The organism is Blautia aquisgranensis (genome assembly GCF_040096615.1).
GTDB lineage: Bacteria > Bacillota > Clostridia > Lachnospirales > Lachnospiraceae > Blautia_A > Blautia_A aquisgranensis.
The window spans coordinates 159,711-178,592 of sequence record NZ_JBBMEJ010000002.1 but is presented as its reverse complement, the minus strand read 5'-3'; the positions used below and the strand labels follow the sequence as shown (position 1 = coordinate 178,592).

The 18,882-nt window shown below is 40.6% G+C and carries 13 protein-coding genes and 3 pseudogenes; 1 reads left to right on the top strand and 15 read right to left on the bottom strand.

Translation table 11 applies throughout. The annotated features are described in order from the left end of the window. Window positions 1-46: 46 nt before the first annotated feature. The 14 genes and pseudogenes from fusA to WMO28_RS02685 form a co-directional block, all read right to left on the bottom strand. Window positions 47-2,170, bottom strand: a complete 2,124-nt coding sequence (gene fusA, locus WMO28_RS02750; RefSeq protein ID WP_256442543.1) for an elongation factor G — start codon at window positions 2,168-2,170, stop codon at window positions 47-49. An 18-nt stretch (window positions 2,171-2,188) separates the two neighbouring features. Next, window positions 2,189-2,659, bottom strand: coding sequence for a 30S ribosomal protein S7 (gene rpsG / locus WMO28_RS02745; protein WP_207660371.1), 471 nt, complete (start codon window positions 2,657-2,659; stop codon window positions 2,189-2,191). 229 nt (window positions 2,660-2,888) lie between these two features. Further along, on the bottom strand, window positions 2,889-3,308 hold the full coding sequence (rpsL, locus tag WMO28_RS02740) for a 30S ribosomal protein S12 (RefSeq protein ID WP_015526360.1): 420 nt from the start codon (window positions 3,306-3,308) through the stop codon (window positions 2,889-2,891). A gap of 554 nt (window positions 3,309-3,862) precedes the next feature. Continuing rightward, window positions 3,863-4,453 (bottom strand): hypothetical protein, encoded by a 591-nt coding sequence (locus WMO28_RS02735; RefSeq protein ID WP_349055987.1) that lies wholly within the window; start codon window positions 4,451-4,453, stop codon window positions 3,863-3,865. A gap of 122 nt (window positions 4,454-4,575) precedes the next feature. Then, window positions 4,576-7,122 (bottom strand): YfhO family protein, encoded by a 2,547-nt coding sequence (locus WMO28_RS02730; protein WP_349055985.1) that lies wholly within the window; start codon window positions 7,120-7,122, stop codon window positions 4,576-4,578. A gap of 468 nt (window positions 7,123-7,590) precedes the next feature. Next, a pseudogene (locus WMO28_RS02725) lies at window positions 7,591-7,746 on the bottom strand (sporulation transcriptional regulator SpoIIID); the annotation flags it as partial. Further along, window positions 7,733-9,268, bottom strand: coding sequence for a recombinase family protein (locus WMO28_RS02720; RefSeq protein ID WP_117593509.1), 1,536 nt, complete (start codon window positions 9,266-9,268; stop codon window positions 7,733-7,735). The gene WMO28_RS02720 and the pseudogene WMO28_RS02725, both read right to left, overlap by 14 nt. 174 nt (window positions 9,269-9,442) lie before the next feature. Further along, a complete protein-coding gene (locus WMO28_RS02715; protein ID WP_349055984.1) occupies window positions 9,443-11,113 on the bottom strand; it encodes a hypothetical protein in 1,671 nt (556 codons plus the stop codon). 27 nt (window positions 11,114-11,140) lie between these two features. After that, a complete protein-coding gene (locus WMO28_RS02710; protein ID WP_117593511.1) occupies window positions 11,141-12,817 on the bottom strand; it encodes a DUF8451 domain-containing protein in 1,677 nt (558 codons plus the stop codon). Window positions 12,818-12,945: 128 nt separating this feature from the next. Continuing rightward, window positions 12,946-13,122, bottom strand: a complete 177-nt coding sequence (locus WMO28_RS02705; protein WP_171030313.1) for a hypothetical protein — start codon at window positions 13,120-13,122, stop codon at window positions 12,946-12,948. Window positions 13,123-13,429: 307 nt separating this feature from the next. Further along, window positions 13,430-14,757: pseudogene (locus WMO28_RS02700) on the bottom strand (virulence-associated E family protein). Between the two features lie 22 nt (window positions 14,758-14,779). Then, window positions 14,780-15,378, bottom strand: a pseudogene (locus tag WMO28_RS02695) (CHC2 zinc finger domain-containing protein); the annotation flags it as partial. Between the two features lie 21 nt (window positions 15,379-15,399). Continuing rightward, window positions 15,400-16,341, bottom strand: coding sequence for a serine/arginine repetitive matrix protein 2 (locus WMO28_RS02690; RefSeq protein WP_435375711.1), 942 nt, complete (start codon window positions 16,339-16,341; stop codon window positions 15,400-15,402). Between the two features lie 477 nt (window positions 16,342-16,818). Next, complete coding sequence (locus tag WMO28_RS02685; RefSeq protein WP_008707138.1) at window positions 16,819-17,043, bottom strand: helix-turn-helix domain-containing protein; 225 nt, start codon at window positions 17,041-17,043, stop codon at window positions 16,819-16,821. A gap of 316 nt (window positions 17,044-17,359) precedes the next feature. Here WMO28_RS02685 and WMO28_RS02680 point away from each other — a divergent pair, with 316 nt between their 5' ends. Further along, window positions 17,360-18,403: a DUF6076 domain-containing protein gene (locus WMO28_RS02680; RefSeq protein WP_195979371.1), complete on the top strand. Its 1,044-nt coding sequence runs from the start codon at window positions 17,360-17,362 to the stop codon at window positions 18,401-18,403. 30 nt (window positions 18,404-18,433) lie between these two features. Here the strand turns inward: WMO28_RS02680 and WMO28_RS02675 are convergent, their stop codons facing one another. Next, window positions 18,434-18,865 (bottom strand): winged helix-turn-helix domain-containing protein, encoded by a 432-nt coding sequence (locus WMO28_RS02675; RefSeq protein WP_022388636.1) that lies wholly within the window; start codon window positions 18,863-18,865, stop codon window positions 18,434-18,436. Between the last annotated feature and the right edge of the window lie 17 nt (window positions 18,866-18,882).

The following is an 18,882-nucleotide window of genomic DNA, read 5'->3' as shown; positions in this document are numbered from 1 at the left end:
TTGCAAACCAAGGTTATTTGCAAGCATTTTATTTATTTATAGTGGATCAGTCCTTCTTAGAAAGGATCTTCTCCTGTACAGACTTCGGAACCTGCTCATATTTCTCAAAGAACATAGAGTAGTTACCACGTCCCTGTGTTCTGGAACGAAGGTCTGTAGCATATCCGAACATCTCGGAAAGCGGAACATATCCACGGATCATCTTACCGCCACCGATATCTTCCATACCCTCGATGCGTCCACGACGGGAGTTGATATCACCGATAACGTCACCCATGTAATCCTCTGGTGTAGTAACTTCGACCTTCATGATTGGCTCAAGAAGAACCGGAGCTGCTTTCTGCATAGCATCCTTGAATGCAAGAGAACCTGCAATGTGGAATGCCATCTCAGAAGAATCGACTTCATGGTAAGAACCGTCGTATACATTAGCATGTACACCAACTACCGGGAATCCTCCAAGGATACCAGCTTTCATAGCTTCCTCGATACCTTCGCCAACTGCCGGGATGTACTCCTTCGGAATAGCACCACCAACAACTGTGGACTCGAACTTGTACAGCTCTTCTCCGTTGGCATCCATAGGCTCGAATTTAACTTTACAGTGACCATACTGTCCACGACCACCAGACTGTTTAGCATACTTGCTGTCTACATCAACAGGTTTGGTGATTGTCTCTTTGTAAGCAACCTGAGGTGCACCTACGTTAGCCTCAACCTTGAACTCACGAAGAAGACGGTCAACGATGATATCCAGGTGAAGCTCACCCATACCAGCGATAATGGTCTGTCCTGTTTCCTGATCTGTATGAGCACGGAATGTCGGATCCTCCTCAGCAAGCTTAGCAAGTGCCTCACCAAGTTTGCCCTGTCCAGCTTTTGTCTTAGGCTCGATAGCGAGCTCGATAACTGGCTCCGGGAACTCCATGGACTCAAGGATTACCGGATGCTGCTCGTCACAGATTGTATCACCTGTTGTAGTGAATTTGAATCCGATTGCTGCAGCGATATCACCGGAGTAAACCTTATCCAGCTCCATACGTTTGTTAGCGTGCATCTGAAGGATACGTCCAACACGCTCTTTTTTATCTTTTGTGGCATTCAGTACATAAGAACCGGAGTTCATTGTTCCTGAATAAACACGGAAATAAGCAAGTTTTCCTACAAATGGGTCAGTCATGATCTTGAATGCAAGAGCGGAGAATGGCTCATCATCAGATGAATGTCTCTCAACTTCGTTGCCGTCAAGGTCAACACCCTTGATAGCCGGGATATCTGTAGGAGCCGGCATGTACTCAAGGATTGCATCCAGAAGTTTCTGAACACCTTTGTTTCTGTAAGCGGAACCGCAGCAAACAGGTACTGCTGTACACTCACATGTAGCTTTTCTGAGGACAGCTTTCAGTCTGTCAACAGAAGGCTCATCTCCCTCAAGATACTCCATCATGAGGTCATCATCCAGCTCGCAGATCTTCTCGATCAGCTCTGTATGATAAAGCTCTGCATCTTCCTGCATATCCTCCGGGATATCAGTAATAGAGATGTCATCACCCTTCTCATCATTGTAGATGTATGCTTTCATCTCGAAAAGATCGATGATTCCTTTGAAGTCATCCTCTTTTCCGATCGGAAGCTGAAGGCAGATAGCGTTTTTACCAAGACGAGTCTTGATCTGCTCTACTGCACCGTAGAAGTTTGCACCAAGGATATCCATCTTGTTGATGAATGCCATACGAGGTACATTGTAGGTATCAGCCTGACGCCATACGTTCTCTGACTGCGGCTCAACACCACCCTTAGCACAGAAAACGCCGACAGCACCATCAAGCACACGAAGGGAACGCTCAACCTCAACAGTGAAGTCTACATGTCCTGGTGTATCAATGATGTTGATACGATGCTCAAGAGCACCTGGCTTTGGCTTGCAGTTCTCCTCAAGAGTCCAGTGACATGTGGTAGCAGCGGATGTGATTGTGATACCACGCTCCTGCTCCTGCTCCATCCAGTCCATTGTCGCTGTACCTTCATGAGTATCACCGATCTTGTAGTTAACTCCTGTATAATAAAGAATACGCTCTGTAAGAGTTGTTTTACCAGCATCGATATGCGCCATGATACCGATATTTCTGGTTCTCTCTAATGGATATTCTCTTCCTTCTTTTCCAGCCAATGAATTTTCCTCCTCGAATTAGAAGCGATAGTGAGCAAATGCTTTATTTGCCTCAGCCATCTTGTGCATGTCTTCTTTTCTCTTAACGGATGCACCTGTGTTGTTCATTGCGTCCAGAAGCTCATTAGCCAGTCTTTCTTCCATTGTCTTCTCGCCTCTCTTACGTGAGAACATTGTAAGCCAACGAAGAGCAAGTGCCTGACGTCTGTCTGCTCTTACCTCGATCGGAACCTGATAAGTAGCACCACCGATACGTCTTGCTTTTACCTCGAGAACTGGCATGATGTTGTTCATAGCCTCTTCAAATACTTCAATTGCTGGTTTACCAGCTTTTTCCTCTACTCTGGCAAATGCGCCGTATACAATCTTCTGAGCAACACCTTTCTTACCATCTAACATGATGTTATTGATAAGTTTGGTAACCACTTTGTTGTTGTACATCGGGTCAGCCAGAACGTCTCTTTTCTGAGTATGTCCTTTACGTGGCACGTTACTTCCCTCCTTAATCATATTGATTATATCATCGGTACTCACGCAGTAAAACTATTGCATGTTCGCACTGGTAAGGTCCTATATTTAACCCGCAACCGACAGGGTATATGGAATACCGTACAAATCCTTATAGTCTTCCGCTGTAATACATTAGATGAATAATATCTTTGTAATCCTCCTGATTATCTGCAATCAGGAAACGGCGTAGATTTCTGATCTACAAAAATTATTTTTTAACTTTAGGTCTCTTAGCTCCGTATTTGGAACGAGCCTGTTTTCTGTTAGCGACACCTGCGGTATCAAGAGTACCTCTGATGATGTGGTATCTTGTACCAGGTAAGTCCTTAACTCTTCCTCCACGGATAAGAACAACGCTATGCTCCTGAAGGTTGTGACCCTCTCCTGGAATATAACTTGTTACCTCGATACCGTTGGAAAGACGAACTCTGGCGATCTTTCTAAGAGCTGAGTTAGGCTTTTTAGGAGTAGCTGTTTTAACAGCAGTACAAACACCACGTTTCTGTGGAGCAGCCTGATCAACTGCTTTCTTTCTTAAAGAGTTGTATGTTTTCTGCAGAGCCGGTGCTGTAGATTTTTTAACAGCTGTCTGACGGCCCTTTCTTACTAACTGGTTGAATGTTGGCATTCCATTTCACCTCCCGATTTATTTCTCCATGGGCTTTCCCATGGGGCCTTGCGGTTGCTATTTACAAATTACGGCATGCGAAAATATAACGTTTCTTTCGCACGCTTGCTCATTATAGACCGTAAATATACGGCTTGTCAAGGTATTTTACAAAGAATTTTTGCTGATTTTACAGGGGTTTTACCGGAATTTATTCATGAATGTTACAACCGGTCGAAAATTCATATTTTACTTCCACGGCCGTGCCTTCCCGTTCCAGCCAAATTGCTTCCAGTAACGGGCATCCACCTCATTCCATCCATCCTTCATAAGCCCCCTCATCAGATAAAAAAACGCTTTCGTCTTCAATCCGGGCTTTACATGTCCATAATTCTTCCGGATCTTCTATGCCAGCTTATCCATCGCATTCTCGATCTCTGCCATTTTTTCCGGGGTGATCTTTTTGTAGTTCATGACGTAGATCGCATTACCGTACCTGTCTGTATATCTTACCCACTCCCCAATCTCCGCCTGCGCGATTTCTGCCCCTCAGTCAACACTCCTGGCAAAACATATCACGCAAATACATTTCCGGATACTGTCTGCAGAAAAGACGCAGCCCCAAGAAGCTCTGCATTCTCTTCTGTATATCCTTCGTCTTTCTTAAGCCAGCGGTCCACGATTTTCTGTGCGTCCTTCAGTTTTCCATCTGCAATTCTCGCATAGATCAGCGCCGTAGCCGCTACTGGATCATCTTTATCCTGTCCATACCATTTCTCACAGAAAACTCCGGCTTCTTCTTTTTTATCCAGTGACAGCATGGAGGATGCCAGACGGAACCGTATCTCAGACGGCGACTCTTTTTTCCATGCAAAAAGCTCCAGAAGCTTTCTGCAGACCTTTTCCAGCTGTTCCTGCTCTTCTTCCTGTTCCAGCATTTCCATGTAATCGTTCAGCCACACCTTAAGATTAAACATAAAGTCTCTGCTCTTATCCAGAACAAAAAGCTCCGGCGCAAAATCCTGATCTTCATCACGGCCGTTTTCCACAATTTCAGCCATGGTATCAAATGCCTGATTCCACACCGTCATATCGGAGTTCTCTTTTACCATACTTTCATAAGACTGTATCATCTGTGTCTCCAGTCTCTTCCACAGTTTTTCCATGATCTTCCCTTTCTGTCTGACAGATTTTCTCTCTGTCCCTGCACGTCCGTCCCACTTCCGCATAGTCGGTCCGGTTCCGGCGGATAAAAATCATCCACTTCGTGCTCTGTCTGGTCAAATATTCAGTTATGGCCTCCGCTCCTGTCCGAAAGTATAGCACTTCTTTTCTTCCTCATCCACCACAAATTTGAAATTCCCATCATTATCAATATTAATATAGAAAGAACTGCTCCCACTTTAAGTCCCGGCGTCTCATATTTCATCTCTACAGTATGCGTTCCCGCTGAAAGCTTTACTTCGGTCAAACCCTGCAGACTCTGTGTTACGGCTTCTTTTCCATCCACATAGATTCTCACATCCGGATCATAAAAACAGCTGATCATAAACATACCATCCTGATTTACAGATATACTGCTTGTTCCAGATGTAAGATCTGCCTGTTCTGCAGAAAGTTTTTCGTAGATCTTATCCAGCTCGGTTTCCTGGTATGTTCCCAGAACAGCTTCATGTACTCCGGATCCTGCCGTTACGTGCACGATCGTTTCCGTATCGTATGTCCCAAGATCCAGGAAATTATTATTCCAGTAATCCGATTTCTGTTCCTGCCCGTTGATCGTCACAGTATCCGGTTCCGTTCCCGGAATGTAAAGATAACCATGCTCGCCTTTTTTCAGCCGGATGTTAAATGCTGACATTCCTGTCAGAGTTGTTTCTGAGCTTATATTTTTCAGCTTATACAACCTTGTTCCTGCAATTCCCCGCAATAGCCGGTTCTGCATCTCCATAGGATTGTTCAAAATATTCCCTTCCAGCACATAATCCATCGCAGAAGCATCGACCATGTACCCTGTTTGCAGAGCCCGTGGATTCTCGTAAAGATCAAAAGACAGGCTTTCACCAATTTTCTCATAGGAAGTGTTAAGCGTCCGGGTATTCCTGCAAAGCAGATACTTCACGCCAAGAAGCATATCCATAACCTCTGTAGCTCCAGCATACTGAAAACGATTTTCCAGATTTTCAAATCCCATATTGTTTACAAAATTCCACATTTCTTCTGTATTAGTTGAGGAATACATGGAAACTCCATTCAGCTGATACAAAAGCTCTTCATTTCGCACAAGGGGATTCACGATCACTGCACGATATTCATTCTGGTCAGACCCTGCTGAACTCAGCAGTTCTTTAGTTTCCTGCTCGCTTTCCACATAAATATCCCTGCTTGCAGTTCCATTATCTGTAATACTTACAATTCCGTGAATTCCTGTTTCTGCCAGAATCAGCATCATCAGCATCAGGCTCACGAGCTTTCGGCTTTCCACACCCGCGAGTCGTTTTTTCAGCATTTTTCCACAAATCCAGTGCTCCATCCACACCGGACAGAACAGCAACGCGATTACTACATCCGTAATCACAATTTCCCAGGTCTTCCCGGACTTAATGCCAATCACTGTGCAGAATATTTCCGCTGCCGCAAAACCTGCCAGAATTCCCCTTCGACTTGCATCGGCAGCTTTTCCCCAGGCATCGCATCCAATCCTAAGAATCAGAAATATCAGAATAAACGCAAAACGGTTGGGAATTCCCACCGGCTTATGCAGTCCATGAAAAAGCAGGTTCAGCACTGTCACATGAAATCCCGCGAAATATAACACACTCAAAATACCCATAACGATTTTTTCCACAACACGGATTTCCCGGTTAAAAAAATATATTCCTGCCAGGAGCAGCACTGCACATCCGCAGTAAAGATTCACATCCCCCTGTTCTCCTGATTTCACAAAGGACATGGAATCTTCCATAAAAGCACTTAACTGCTTCCATATATTGCCGTACACACCGCTCAGTCCGGTTCCTGCTTCTGCTGCTGCCACGGTTCGTGAAACAGCAGTAATTCCGGGAATCAATGTGATCCCCGCAAGACCTGCACCCATCACAGAGGCACCTGTGAATTTCAGCAGCGAGCAGTGGATTTTTTCTGCACGATGTTCTGCTGTGATAAGATTCGCTATGTAATAAAGTCCCGCAAATGTACACAGCATGAATCCCATATAATAGCTTGTCAGAATGCAGTATCCCAGGATCATGCAATAGAATTTCCATTTTCCGGTGCATACCATCTGTTCGATCAGATACGCCAGGACCGGGAGCAGCATAATACAATCCAGCCACATTACATTGCTGTAATATCCCAGCATAAAATTGGACAGGCCATACATACAGCCAAGAGAAACTGCCATGCCCCCTCTGCCTGGATATTTTTTCCCCGAATACCATGCCATGGACACGCTGCAAAGTCCCACCTTGATCAGGATTGTAACGGTCACTGCCTCATTGACATACATAAATTTCATAAGCAGCAGCACAAGAAGGCTGAACGGACTGCACAGATAATAGCAGAACAGACCGTAAAAATTGTATCCCATCGCATGTGTGGAGTACGTCCAGTCCAGACCTTTTTTCAACTGGCTTGCAAGCTCTTTGTAAAAGGCAGTGTACTGATGAACGCCGTCCACCACAAGTGCTGAATTTTCCCCAAATGGATAAACTCCCTTCAGTGCAAAACCTGTTACAAATATGATTACAGGAAAAAGGAACGCAAGGATATAAACCCAGCCCGGGTTTCCTTTTTTATCGTTGTTTACAATATTTCGTTTCTTTATTGATCTCATTGTATTTCCTCTTATGTCAAAAACTTTTCTGTCGATTATAGCACCTTCTACAATGTATCATGTGTTTGTGAAAATACTGCGAATTCTTTTCTGAAAAAAGCTTAAATCTCCACTGTTATCTCAAAGAAAAAAGCTGCTACATCATCGGAGACACAGAAAACTCCACTGACATAACAGCTTCTTTCCGAAGGATCTCATGTACGCTGATCCACAAAATCCTTCATGGGTGTAATTATTAATTTTATGTGATGAGTTTTTTAGTTCCGCACCTGTATGATATTCGGATATTCACATATCCGTAGGTGGCTGGTACAGGTCAAGAACTATTATGGTCATATAATAGCATGACCATAATCATTTGTAAAATTAATATTTAATCTTTATAATATAGAACTTCTTAATATTGTATCTGCCGGATATTTAACAACTGAGTAAGCTTTTTACCACATCGGTTCTATTCGTTTTTTCTCATCGTATATGTGCATGCAGATATTTTTCCCGTGTGGCAAGTCCGCCACGGATGTGCCGCTCCTGCTTGTTCACATCCAACACCTTTCGCACTTCCCCGGCAAGAGACGGGTTAATAAGCTTCAGGCGTTCTACGCAATCCTTATGTTTGGTTGTCACTAATTAGAACGGTTTCATCTAAGCCTAAATCACCGAAGATTCGTAAGTAAATATCTACGTTACCATCCTTGTCTACTTCAATTTTCTGGATAATCCGTTTAAGCTGTGCATTGGTCATCTGGTGAACATCGGAAATATCTTCAATCTCTTTAAACGTGCGATTCAAGATTGTTTCCAGTTGTTCACCTTTTGTCAGGTGATAAGCAACCATTTTCAACTCATTCTCCAGACGCTCGATTTCCTGTTTTGTGCCGCCGATTTTTTCATTCAGTTCCTCACGTGTAATGAGGTCATCGGTGTACATATCCATGTATTTCTGACGCATTTTTTGAAGCTTGTGAAGCTGTGCGTTCAATTCCTTTTCGTAATTCAGGTTCTCATCCTTGGCTTTGTAAACCCTCTGGAATTCGCCTGTTACGTGACGAATTACATTTTTCTTTGCTTTCAGCAGCTCGGAAAAGTATTCGGACAGAACTTCAATCAACTCTTCCTCGTCCACTGTCTGAGCATTCGGGCAGCTATCCGCCCCACGTCCATTATGACCGGAACATACCCAGCGAATATAAGTATTCTTATAAGTACGAACAGTTCGTCGAAATGACCAGCCACATTCCTTACATTTAATCAGAGTAGAAAACAAATACTTATTGCTCTGCCGTTCCTTTGTTAATTTAAAAGTCTTGCTTCTGCACTCCAAAATCTCCTGTGCCTTTTCATACATTTCCGGCTCAATAATCCGCAGTTCCGGACGTTCTGTTACCATCCACTCCGTTTCATCTTTTTCCGTTCTCTGTCCGGTCAGGAAGTCAGTTACTTCCTGCTTTCCATTGATAATTTTTCCGGTATAAAGTTCATTCGTTAAAATCCGGCACGTCGCATTCTGGCTCCACTGACAATTACGCTTTGTTCGGATGCCTTTCGCATTCAGCATGTTTGCAATCTTGGCGGCACCATATCCTTCTTCGATATACCATTTATAAATCTGCCTGATAACAGCTGCTTCTTCCTCGTTGATTGCCAAATTAAAGTAATCTCCAATGGTTTTATCATATCCGTACACAATATTCGGAACTCGTCCTTTTTCAGCATTCATTTTCTTGCCGAATTTCACACGCTTTGAAGTATTGGCACTTTCTTCCTGCGCCAATGCACCGAAGATTGTCAGAACAAATTCACTGTTTCCCATGCTGGTCATGTTGGCCGTCAAAAACTGTGTCTCGATTCCTAATGCTTTCAGTTTGCGGACATTCTGCAGAAGGTCTACAGTATTTCTGGCAAAGCGAGAGATGTCCTTTACTACTACCATATCAAATAGTCCATGTTCAGCATCAGCCATCATGCGTAAAAATTCTTTTCGATTTTTTATTTTCGTGCCTGAAATACCCTCATCTGCATATAATCTAACTAAGTTGTCACCAGTACGCTGGGTGTACTCAGAGAAAAATTGCTTTTGAGCTTCCAGACTGTTGAGCTGATCAGCTTTATCAGTGGAGACACGACAATAAGCAGCTATATTCATATCTAATACCTTTCTGTTATATTTAAGTCGTTCTGTTACAACTTTATTGTACCATCTAAAATATAATTGTAAATAGCAAAATAAGGAATACCCTTTCTTCAGAATATTCCTTATATGCATTACTCTTCGATAAAAAAATTTTCTAACAATAGCATAATGGATTGTTCATCAACATTACCTGGTTCTTTTAAATTTTTTTTTCTTTTTATTCAATAACAAATATGTATCTGTAAAAACATCTTGTATCGTCCCAAGGCATTTATCTTTTGCTAATTTAACCATCAACTCAAGAATTACACGATCCACATAGATATGCAAATGTTCTCCTAACATTTGTATTCGTTTATGGCTTTCCCCTGCATGAACAATAGCATTTCTAAGCCTATATAAGCGATAAAGATGCCATTCAATTCTTTGACAATACTTTTCGGAAAGATGCCATAATTTTTCGCGATTTTCTCTTTGCTCATATAAGTTATATATTTTATAACGTATATTGGGATAATACTTAAGCTCATTCGCAAAATAATCTTCTCGATATTTCTCATATTTTTCAAGAAATATAAAGCCTGCGATTTTACAAATCTCTTTATCGAATTCTGTTATATCTTTAAGCAACAAACTTACTTTTCGATTACCTAAATTATTTTTCAAATCGTCAAGTATATTAGAAAATATGCATTCGAAATAGTCATTTTGTAGAATGGAAACTATATTATCAGTAACGCTTTCAATTTTGGATTTTGAACTATCTGTAACACTTGCAACCTCCAACGCTGACCACAAATTAAGAAATGCATCATTTAAGTCTTGTTGATTTAATGCCGCATTATGCAAATCAACAATCTTATTAAGCTGAGAATAAGTTTCCTTTCCTTTTTCTTGGCATCCCAAAACAATTGTATCTATTTCAGTTTTAAAATTTTCTCGTGGCTCAGGCTTGATACTTTTATACCCAAACGCTTTTACGGGAAGAATTATTCCCTCTTGGGTATCTTGTCGAATTACCAATCCGTTTTTACCTATTACACTGATATTATCATTCAAAAAAACTTCTAAATATCTCAAAAAAATTTCTAATGCAGAATACGCTCGTTTCATTGCTGAATAATTATCATATGCCTTTGTTTCCATAACCCCTATAAAGGACTTTTGCTTTCTTTTAATCTGTTTAAAGCAACCATCATCTTCAAACGAAATATGCAATCTTTCATTTAACAACTTTTGATATGGCTTTAATTTTTCATAAAAAACAAAGTACACTTTGTATTTACCAATTTCAAAATCAAACCTATTCAAAAAAATCTGTGCTTTTTTTTCTGGATCATTTATACTTTCCTCAAATATATTTCTCAGGAATCTATATATATATTCCGATGAATATCCATGCCATAGCAAAAAAGCAAGCCAAGCACGAAGTCCTTTTTCAATTTCTGTTTTACGGTTTGATTCCGACAAATTTTCTTTCAAGTATTTACAACATATTTCATAGTACTTTTTCTTTGGTATCTTATTGAATATATAATGTACCGCTGTTCTTTGATCTTTATCTAAAAATTTTGCCATCTCTTCAATAACTTCATATTTATACAACTCTCGAACAATAACGTCTGTCATTAAACTCGACTTAATCTCTTTTGCAATTATATCTAATTGATATTGCTTAATACTCCCTTTCACCACATCTTTTTCAGTATCAACATATTCTTCTAATAATGTTTGTGTATTATGAACAGGCGCTTTAACAATATCATCTGAATAATGAAACAACATTTCTTGTAGTCTTTGAACAAAAAATAAATATCCATCCTTAGTAGATGTCCAATCTTGTGTAATATATTTCATTTTTCATCCCCCTCGCATTTTTGTAAATCAATCATTTTTTATCAAGTACCACTTTGCATACCTATTAGTTCCTGTTGTAACAACAATTCCATCCTTTTTCATTGCCTGTAACAAATTAGAAACCTTCTTCGATTTCTGTTCATCGCTAAGTACTTCTGGCAATGCTTTTTCCAGTACTTCCATTAAATCTCTTTTGCTGGCTTCTCCCATTGACTGAAGTGCTTTTATAATTAACTGCTTGCAAATATCATCATCTAACCCTTTATTTCGAACATAAGCAGCTTTCTGTCCGACAATATCTGCCACCTTGAAAGATACAAAAACATTAGGATAACGTCCTTCCACAAGACCTTTTTTCTTCAAATCCTTAAAGCTTTCTTTAGAAACTACTTCCTGTTTCTGAACTTTATCCAACAAAAATACAGTTCTCATATCTAAATCTTCATTGGAATATAAAAGCTGAGTATAATTCTTATCCAATATCTTTCCGTACACAGTCACTGTAACTCTATTAATTGTGTTCAAATCATATGTCGGCAATGGGAAGCATTTATCACGCTGTATCTGATACATCATTGGTATTCCCATTGAATTTGTATCAATCATATACAGATTTACCATTGCGTTACACAAAAACACATTTCGATAATACGGTGGTTTATATCCCGGTTCCAGTGCTTGTTCAATAGTTTCTGGTATAAAAGCCCCCTCATTGATAAATACCAGTCTGTCCTCAAATTCCTCTACGTTGATTTTTCCACGCAAGCGATAGTCCTGATGAGCAATACAGTTATTAATAATCTCTTTGATCAGCTCTGGTTCATATTGATCTACTTCATCCGGAAACAAAGTCTGCTGTCCGGCAATATAACGATACTTTACATTTCTGATCCTGGAATATACCTTATCCACTGCCATTAACATCGGTATATCAAAATGTTCATAAGCTTTTACCGAATTATCTGCATTATAAAGTGTCCAGGTAATTCTAGGAATAAAGCCATCAAAGAAATATTTAGCCTCACTTTTTCCTAATAACAATAATGCCGTTCTGGTGATTTTTCCTTTTATTGTAATACCAGCTTTATTTAAAACCTCAATATCAGACAGTTTCTTTAAAACTTCCTGTGCTTTTTTTCGATCACTCTGACGTTTTGAGAAAAGTTCTCTTGCTCTTTTAATCGCTTCTTCATCCAAGTCTTCTATCGTTGCATCTTCTACAATTTCTTTTGACCAATCCATTCCTATTTGACTTCTAAGTAGATCTACTTTATTCATCGGAAGCGGTGATATAGATTCATGCTCTCTGGCATACGCTGCCCCTTGCCATGTTGTCGGAATCCCCCTAATAGCTGGAGGAATTTGAAATGCTATCACTCGACATTTTTCCATTGTCAGTTCGTATATCTCCAGAAATGTCAATCGTTCATTGGTTCCATTTACGATTTCCTTTTTCAAACTTTGCAGACTTCCCTGTTTCCGAAATTCCGTTCCTACATATCGTTTATCATCCGAAATTCCGAAAATCAGCCACGCCTCCTGTAATCCCCGAAGATTTGCTTCATTGCTAAGTGCAGAAAAATATTTACCAATGTCATTAAACGAATAATTTGTGCGTGCTTCTTTAAATTCTACAACTTCATTTTCAAAAGATTCTATCATGCGAACAATCTTTTCTTTTAATTGGCTATCCGTATATATCATATTCTTCCGCCTTTCAAAATTTTCTATGACTAAATTCTATGACTAATCTATGACTTTCTAGAACTAATTTTAACTGATTTTCAGACAGAACACAAGCAATAGCAAAAAAATAAAAGGCATCCCACGCGCTACGCAGGACACCCTCCATCATGTTTTGGTTCATTGGGAAGCTCATCCGCTGCTTCTTGTATTGCCTGTTCCACCTTACTTGCATTTGCTTCAATCAATATCTTTAACAGATAGTCGGCGGTTACTTCCGCAGTGTTTGGATTATGGAATCGATAATTAAGTTTTCTCTTTTTCATAGCGGAATTCCCACCTCCTCCCGTATATCCTTGTCCATAACTATGAAAATGTTCTTTGAAATAGTCCTGCTAAATGTCATTCCTGTTCAACTTAAATAGATGCCAGTCAAAGGGGCATCCCTGTTGTAAACCACCGCTGTAAACAAACTCCAAAAAATCTAATTCTTTTTGTTTTTTCAGTTTTCTTTCCTCAATACCAAATTACTCTTATATATCTGTTTACTGTTTACAAATTCTACAAGTCAAAGCAATATCCATAGAAAAAAGTGTAAACAACACGCCAACTACCGTAAACCTGACTGGCATTTTACCGGAAAGGTAACTCCACCTGCCGGGCTTCCTTCTCAGTAATCGAATGCCAGTCATTTTCATTTTTTAAGTCTTTTGCGTCTCGTTTACACATACCCACGAACGCTGTGTACCGTAGTCCTTGAATCTTGTCATCGTCCCCTGTTTCCATCCCACAATACTTGTATTCATGATTTCACAGATACGGTCTGTCTCCGCCTTCTTCGGCTTTATATAAGGATTATCCAGTGCTTCCTTAAAAAGCATCAACGAACAAACTTTCCTGTCTTCATGTTCATCCAGCCATACCTGTATCATTCCTGCTTCCGTATCATCTGCCATGAACTCCTGCCGCAATTTATCAAGCTGTGCTTCTGTTTCCTTTGAAAACGCCAATTTAAAATTCCCATTACGGTACAACATCATTGCTTCCGCCCACACCTGATCAATATACTGTCTGGATTCCTTCTCATTTTCGAGGATATGAACCTCCATCTCTGCCCGGTTCGTCTGAACTGGAACGAATCTTCGATTTCCGGTACGGTCAAAAGGCAGGAATCGCTTTATATTGGATGTTCCTCCAAATACACATTGCCTCGGACGATCAAGAGCATATACTGCATAAGAATCCCGATAAGTCTCTTTCTGCCTGCTCAGAAAGCTCTTTGTTTCCTCAATACTCTTAGAGCGTGCCGTTGCGACCATTTCAGACATTTCAATCATCCAATGACCACGAAGCTGACAATAAACTTTTTCCGAATCCAGTTTGCCGATGTCATCGGTGAACCAATCATCCTTTACTGCCATGAATCGAAAAAATGTAGATTTTCCTACGCCCTGACCACCGACCAGACAGAGCATATATTCAAACTTAATTCCAGGGCGGAACGCACGGGCAATAGCTCCCAGCAAAAACATTTTCATACTTTCATACGTCAACTCATCCACAGGTGCGCCCAAGAAATGATGCAGCACATAGCGGATACGCTCCTGTCCATCCCATTGCAAACTATTCAGATAATTCCGGACAGGATGATATTTGTTCCGATCTGCCTGATGGACAATACTTTTCTGCACAATCTTATCCATCGTCAAACCGTAAGTCTCTTCCAAATAAAGCATAATATAGTTCAAATCCATATCTGTGAATGCCGGGCTTATCCGTTCCCACCACACGGGTTTTACAATGTCTGTCTGCTCAGTCAAAATATTGTGCCGGAATACACCTTTTAACAGAGGATCATGTTCTAAAATTAGCTTACAGTTATGCCGATTGTTTTTCACAGCACCCTTCTGTGTCATTTCCAGTTGTTCTCTGATTTCCTCTACTGTCAACTCCGTTTCCATTATATCCATTACTTCGCACAATTCCTGTCGTGTCTGTGGTGATAAAGTCTGAAATTCTCTGTTCAATCGCTGTCACCTCCTTCCCATGAGCACCACTACGGCAACTCGTTCTTCTAATGTGCCTGATAATAATGTATCCAACAGGTACTCTGTTTCTGATATTTTTTCCAATGCCTCCATAAACAGCGGATGCCAGACATCTTCCACCTGTTTCGGAGCACACTCTTCTTTCCACTGTTTCAACAAATGCAGGTAATCTGCCAGTGCACGGAAATATCTATTTTCTGCCTGCAGATACCTCTGTTCCTGTGTTAGCTGTCGTTTGATTTGTTTTCTCTGTGGCGGGCTGTGCCCCATGTTCTCATAATGTATAGAAAAATCTCTTGCCAATTTCTCTGCCGCCTCTTTTGGTTTTAAATTGTACAAGTGTGCCGTAAAATCAATCACATCCCCATCTGCCTGACATCCGAAACAATGAAAACGCCTGTCCACTTTCATGCTTGGATTCTTGTCACGGTGAAATGGACAGACCGCCATTCCATTCTTGTTTACCCGTATTCCATAGCTTTCTGCAGCCTGCCGGGTAGTCACAGACTGTTTAACTGCTTCAAATATATTCATCCTTTTCCTCTTTTCTTTACATCACAACTCCATATCGTTCCTTCCCAATTTAGTTCTTCCTTCGTGTTCCCATCGCTCTCGGTTCTCCTGTTCCGCAGTAATTTTTGCTTTTGCCAGCCTATCCAGAATGGAACTTCTGGCTTTTTTCTTAATCTGTTCGGTATTCACCTTTTTGACTTCCGGTTTTATCAGCGTGGTCTGGATTGTTTTAACTGCTGTCTGCATAGCTTTTGTAATTTTGGTAATTACTCCGTCCAATCGACTTACAGCATAAGTTCTTTCTTTTTGGGAAGCCTTGCGCTCAGGGGAAAGCACCCACGCCTTTGACTGTTCTACCAGACGAATGTCTTCTTTATGGGTTTCCACTCTGACCTCATCCGTCACAACCTCCACAGCTTTGTCGTAAGCAATATCTGAAACTTCATCGATCAAAGCTTCTACTTCTTCAATTTTCAAAGTAAGTGTATCCAGTATTTCTGTCTGGTTTTTCATCTGTTTCTTTTGCTTAAACAGGATATAATCCTGCTTTTCAAGATAATCTCGCCCTCCATAAGACGGTTCTTCTTCCAGATGCAACCCGTATTTTCGAGTTATATCAAAAAGCATTGTCCGGCAAATAGCATCAAAAGTCTGCTTTCGATTATTATTGCGGCCTTTAGGTTTATCCGGTTTTGGAAGTGCAATCCCTAATTCTTCCAGTGCTTTTTCCTGCTGGGGACAGATTTCCCCGTACTTATTCTCACAATCAAAAACATGACGTTCATGAATGTGCGGCGTTCCTTCGTCCAAATGCAGTGCCCAGTCCAGAATATGGACATGAGAACCGAACCGATTTGTGAACTGCTTTGTAAAGTCCTGTACGACCGCAAGTAATATTTCATAGGAAACAGATTCTTCTACTGTTCCTATTTGAAAAATAGTTTCCTCTGGACAGGTTTTATTGTTCTTTAGTAAATCTTCCACAGATCGGTTACGCTCTGTATGACGGGTTCTTGCATTTCTTTCATTCTGCGCTTCTATATATTTTCCATAATGTTCCTGATAAAAAGTACATTCAATTTTCTCAAAACTGATATCCTGAGAATCTTCTTCCCTGTTCTGCATTGTGGTATAGCCACGGTAACAGTCCCAGTAAATATTTTCTCTGACTCTTCCAGCATCAATATGTTCACTGTTTTCCAAGTCGAAACGGCGATCATTATGCCTGGGATTATAAGTGCCATTTTTCCCGGAGCGTCCATTGTGTCTTGTTGCTTTCAATAATTTTCTTGCCCTCCTTTTTCACGTTTTTCCAAATTAAATAAGGCAGCGAAGCTGCAAACCTGCGTGAATTTGCGTCAGGTAATACCCAGTACGAGTAGACGCACGCATCAACTCACTGGGCAATGGCTGCCGCCCTTAACCTGCACAAAAGACTTCGCTCTCCGCTCTGCTCCAGATTTAGTTACTATTCTCCGGCACCCTTCCATTCCCCTTTGCCATCCATTCGAAAAAAGCAATTTTACTAACCTTAATTAATCTGCCGCTTCGAAATGCCGGAAAACCGGGTGTATGAACCAGTTCATAAGCCGTTACTCTGGAAATCCCCATAATCCGCTGAATATCAGCCACATCCAGTACAAGAGGCAGTTCATCATAATTGTTTAATCTCTTATTTTCACTCATGTTGTTCCTCCATTTTTGATCTCATTTTTTTAGCTTCTCATTGCCGTTTTATCTTTCCTGTTTCCTGAGTCATACTGCTGTTAAGGCATACAACACGTCATCCATTCGGATGCGCTCACTTCTTTTATCGAAGGTCATGGCGGTTTATCTCAGGTTAGACGGTCATAAAGTTGTCAAAGTACACTGCATAGTACGAAATTACCATGCAATCGTATCTTATCAATCTCATCTTGACTTTTCAATACTTTCGCGATACCATAAATGTAACTAATATTATATTTTTTAAAATTACCATACAAAACAGGAGCAAATAGAAATGACTTATCAATTTATAAGGCAAGAACCTTGCTACGACCACATCCTCTTCGTTCTGGCATTGGATAGAGACAAAATGAAGGAGCGAATTTTAATCGGAACGGAACAGCAAATCCGTTTTCGACTGGACGGAAATAAAGATAACGATGTCATATATGATATAACACGTCCTCTAGGACGTTTTCTGATAGATTTTGAATATGATAAAGAAAAGAACTGGAATATATATGGACTTGCTCCCCTACGTGATGCATTGCACACTAACCGTTGGAAACAGCCTGCACTGGAACAGACTGCTGGTGATTTTCTGGCAAAAAAATATCTCACCGGTGATCCGGTGAGAATGTATGCTACATTCCGTATTTGGAATGAATATCTTGTTACAAGGGAATATCGTGACCGTAATACTGCCTGTGATCGTTTTATAGAAAAAATCCAAATTTTGACTCAGGCATTCCAAACAGAAAATGTCATGAATTTTAATTCTGATACCGGAAAACCAGAACGCTTTCATACTGGCAGTCTTTATTTCCGCAACACTCCTGCTGAAATCACTCGACTTGAACTTTGGTTTCCGGATAATAGGCGCAGAACAGAATGCGTAGCTGCCTACAGCTCTTTTTATCCGCTTATCACTTATTACTTGAATCGGCTGAATGACTGGGGCCTTTGTTTCCGTCAGTGCAAAGTCTGTGGAAAATATTTTCTGGCAAAAAACCAGCGTTATGAACTATGCAGTGATAAGTGCCGTAAAGCACAGGCACTTCAAAATAAAAGGGAATTTGATGAACGAGCCAGAGAAAATAACTATGATTTGCTTTATAAAAATGAATGCCAGAATTGGCGTAATAAAATCAATAAATCCAAAAAAACTGCTGATTTTCCGATTGAACGTCTGGAAGAAATGAAAACTGCGTTTGACCTTTTTAAGAAAGAAGCTCTGCGGCGTAAGAAAGCTGTAAAGGCAGGAACAACCAAGCCAACGGAATTCACGGACTGGCTGTATCAGCAGAGCAATATTATCTTGAAACTCAGCGAAATCTGAATCCATCCCTGTAAAGGAAAGGCAGCGAATTTACTCGCTGCCTGCCCTCTCATTAAACTTGTATCCTACACCCCAGACGGTTTGAATATATACCGGGTTGCCCGGATCATCTTCTATCTTCTCACGAATATGGCTGATATGACTCATGACAATATTGTAATCGCCAGAATAGGCTTCTTTCCAGACTACATCATAAATCTGCTCCTTACTAAATACCCTTCCTGGATTTTGTGCTAATAACTGCAGGATTTCAAACTCGGTGTAAGTTAATTCTATTTTTCTATTATCACGAACAACTTCCCTCCGTTTCAAATCAATCGCTATACCCTTATGCCTTATTTTCGATTGAAGTTGTATTTCCTGAAAAAGGAATTTTTCTCTGCCGGAATCTAACACGGAAATAACAGAATTTACCAACTCTTCCTCATCTCCCTCGAATGATACCAGCAATATTTTTCCCACTTAATCATCCTCGTTTC

Coding starts and splice junctions, on each gene's coding strand:
- WMO28_RS02680 (WP_195979371.1), top strand. CDS start 17,360: ATGACTTATCAATTTATAAGGCAAGAACCTTGCTACGACCACATCCTC.
- WMO28_RS02735 (WP_349055987.1), bottom strand. CDS start 4,453: ATGGAAAAACTGTGGAAGAGACTGGAGACACAGATGATACAGTCTTAT.
- WMO28_RS02685 (WP_008707138.1), bottom strand. CDS start 17,043: ATGAGTGAAAATAAGAGATTAAACAATTATGATGAACTGCCTCTTGTA.
- WMO28_RS02705 (WP_171030313.1), bottom strand. CDS start 13,122: ATGAAAAAGAGAAAACTTAATTATCGATTCCATAATCCAAACACTGCG.
- WMO28_RS02715 (WP_349055984.1), bottom strand. CDS start 11,113: ATGAAATATATTACACAAGATTGGACATCTACTAAGGATGGATATTTA.
- WMO28_RS02730 (WP_349055985.1), bottom strand. CDS start 7,122: ATGAGATCAATAAAGAAACGAAATATTGTAAACAACGATAAAAAAGGA.
- rpsL (WP_015526360.1), bottom strand. CDS start 3,308: ATGCCAACATTCAACCAGTTAGTAAGAAAGGGCCGTCAGACAGCTGTT.
- WMO28_RS02720 (WP_117593509.1), bottom strand. CDS start 9,268: ATGAATATAGCTGCTTATTGTCGTGTCTCCACTGATAAAGCTGATCAG.
- WMO28_RS02710 (WP_117593511.1), bottom strand. CDS start 12,817: ATGATATATACGGATAGCCAATTAAAAGAAAAGATTGTTCGCATGATA.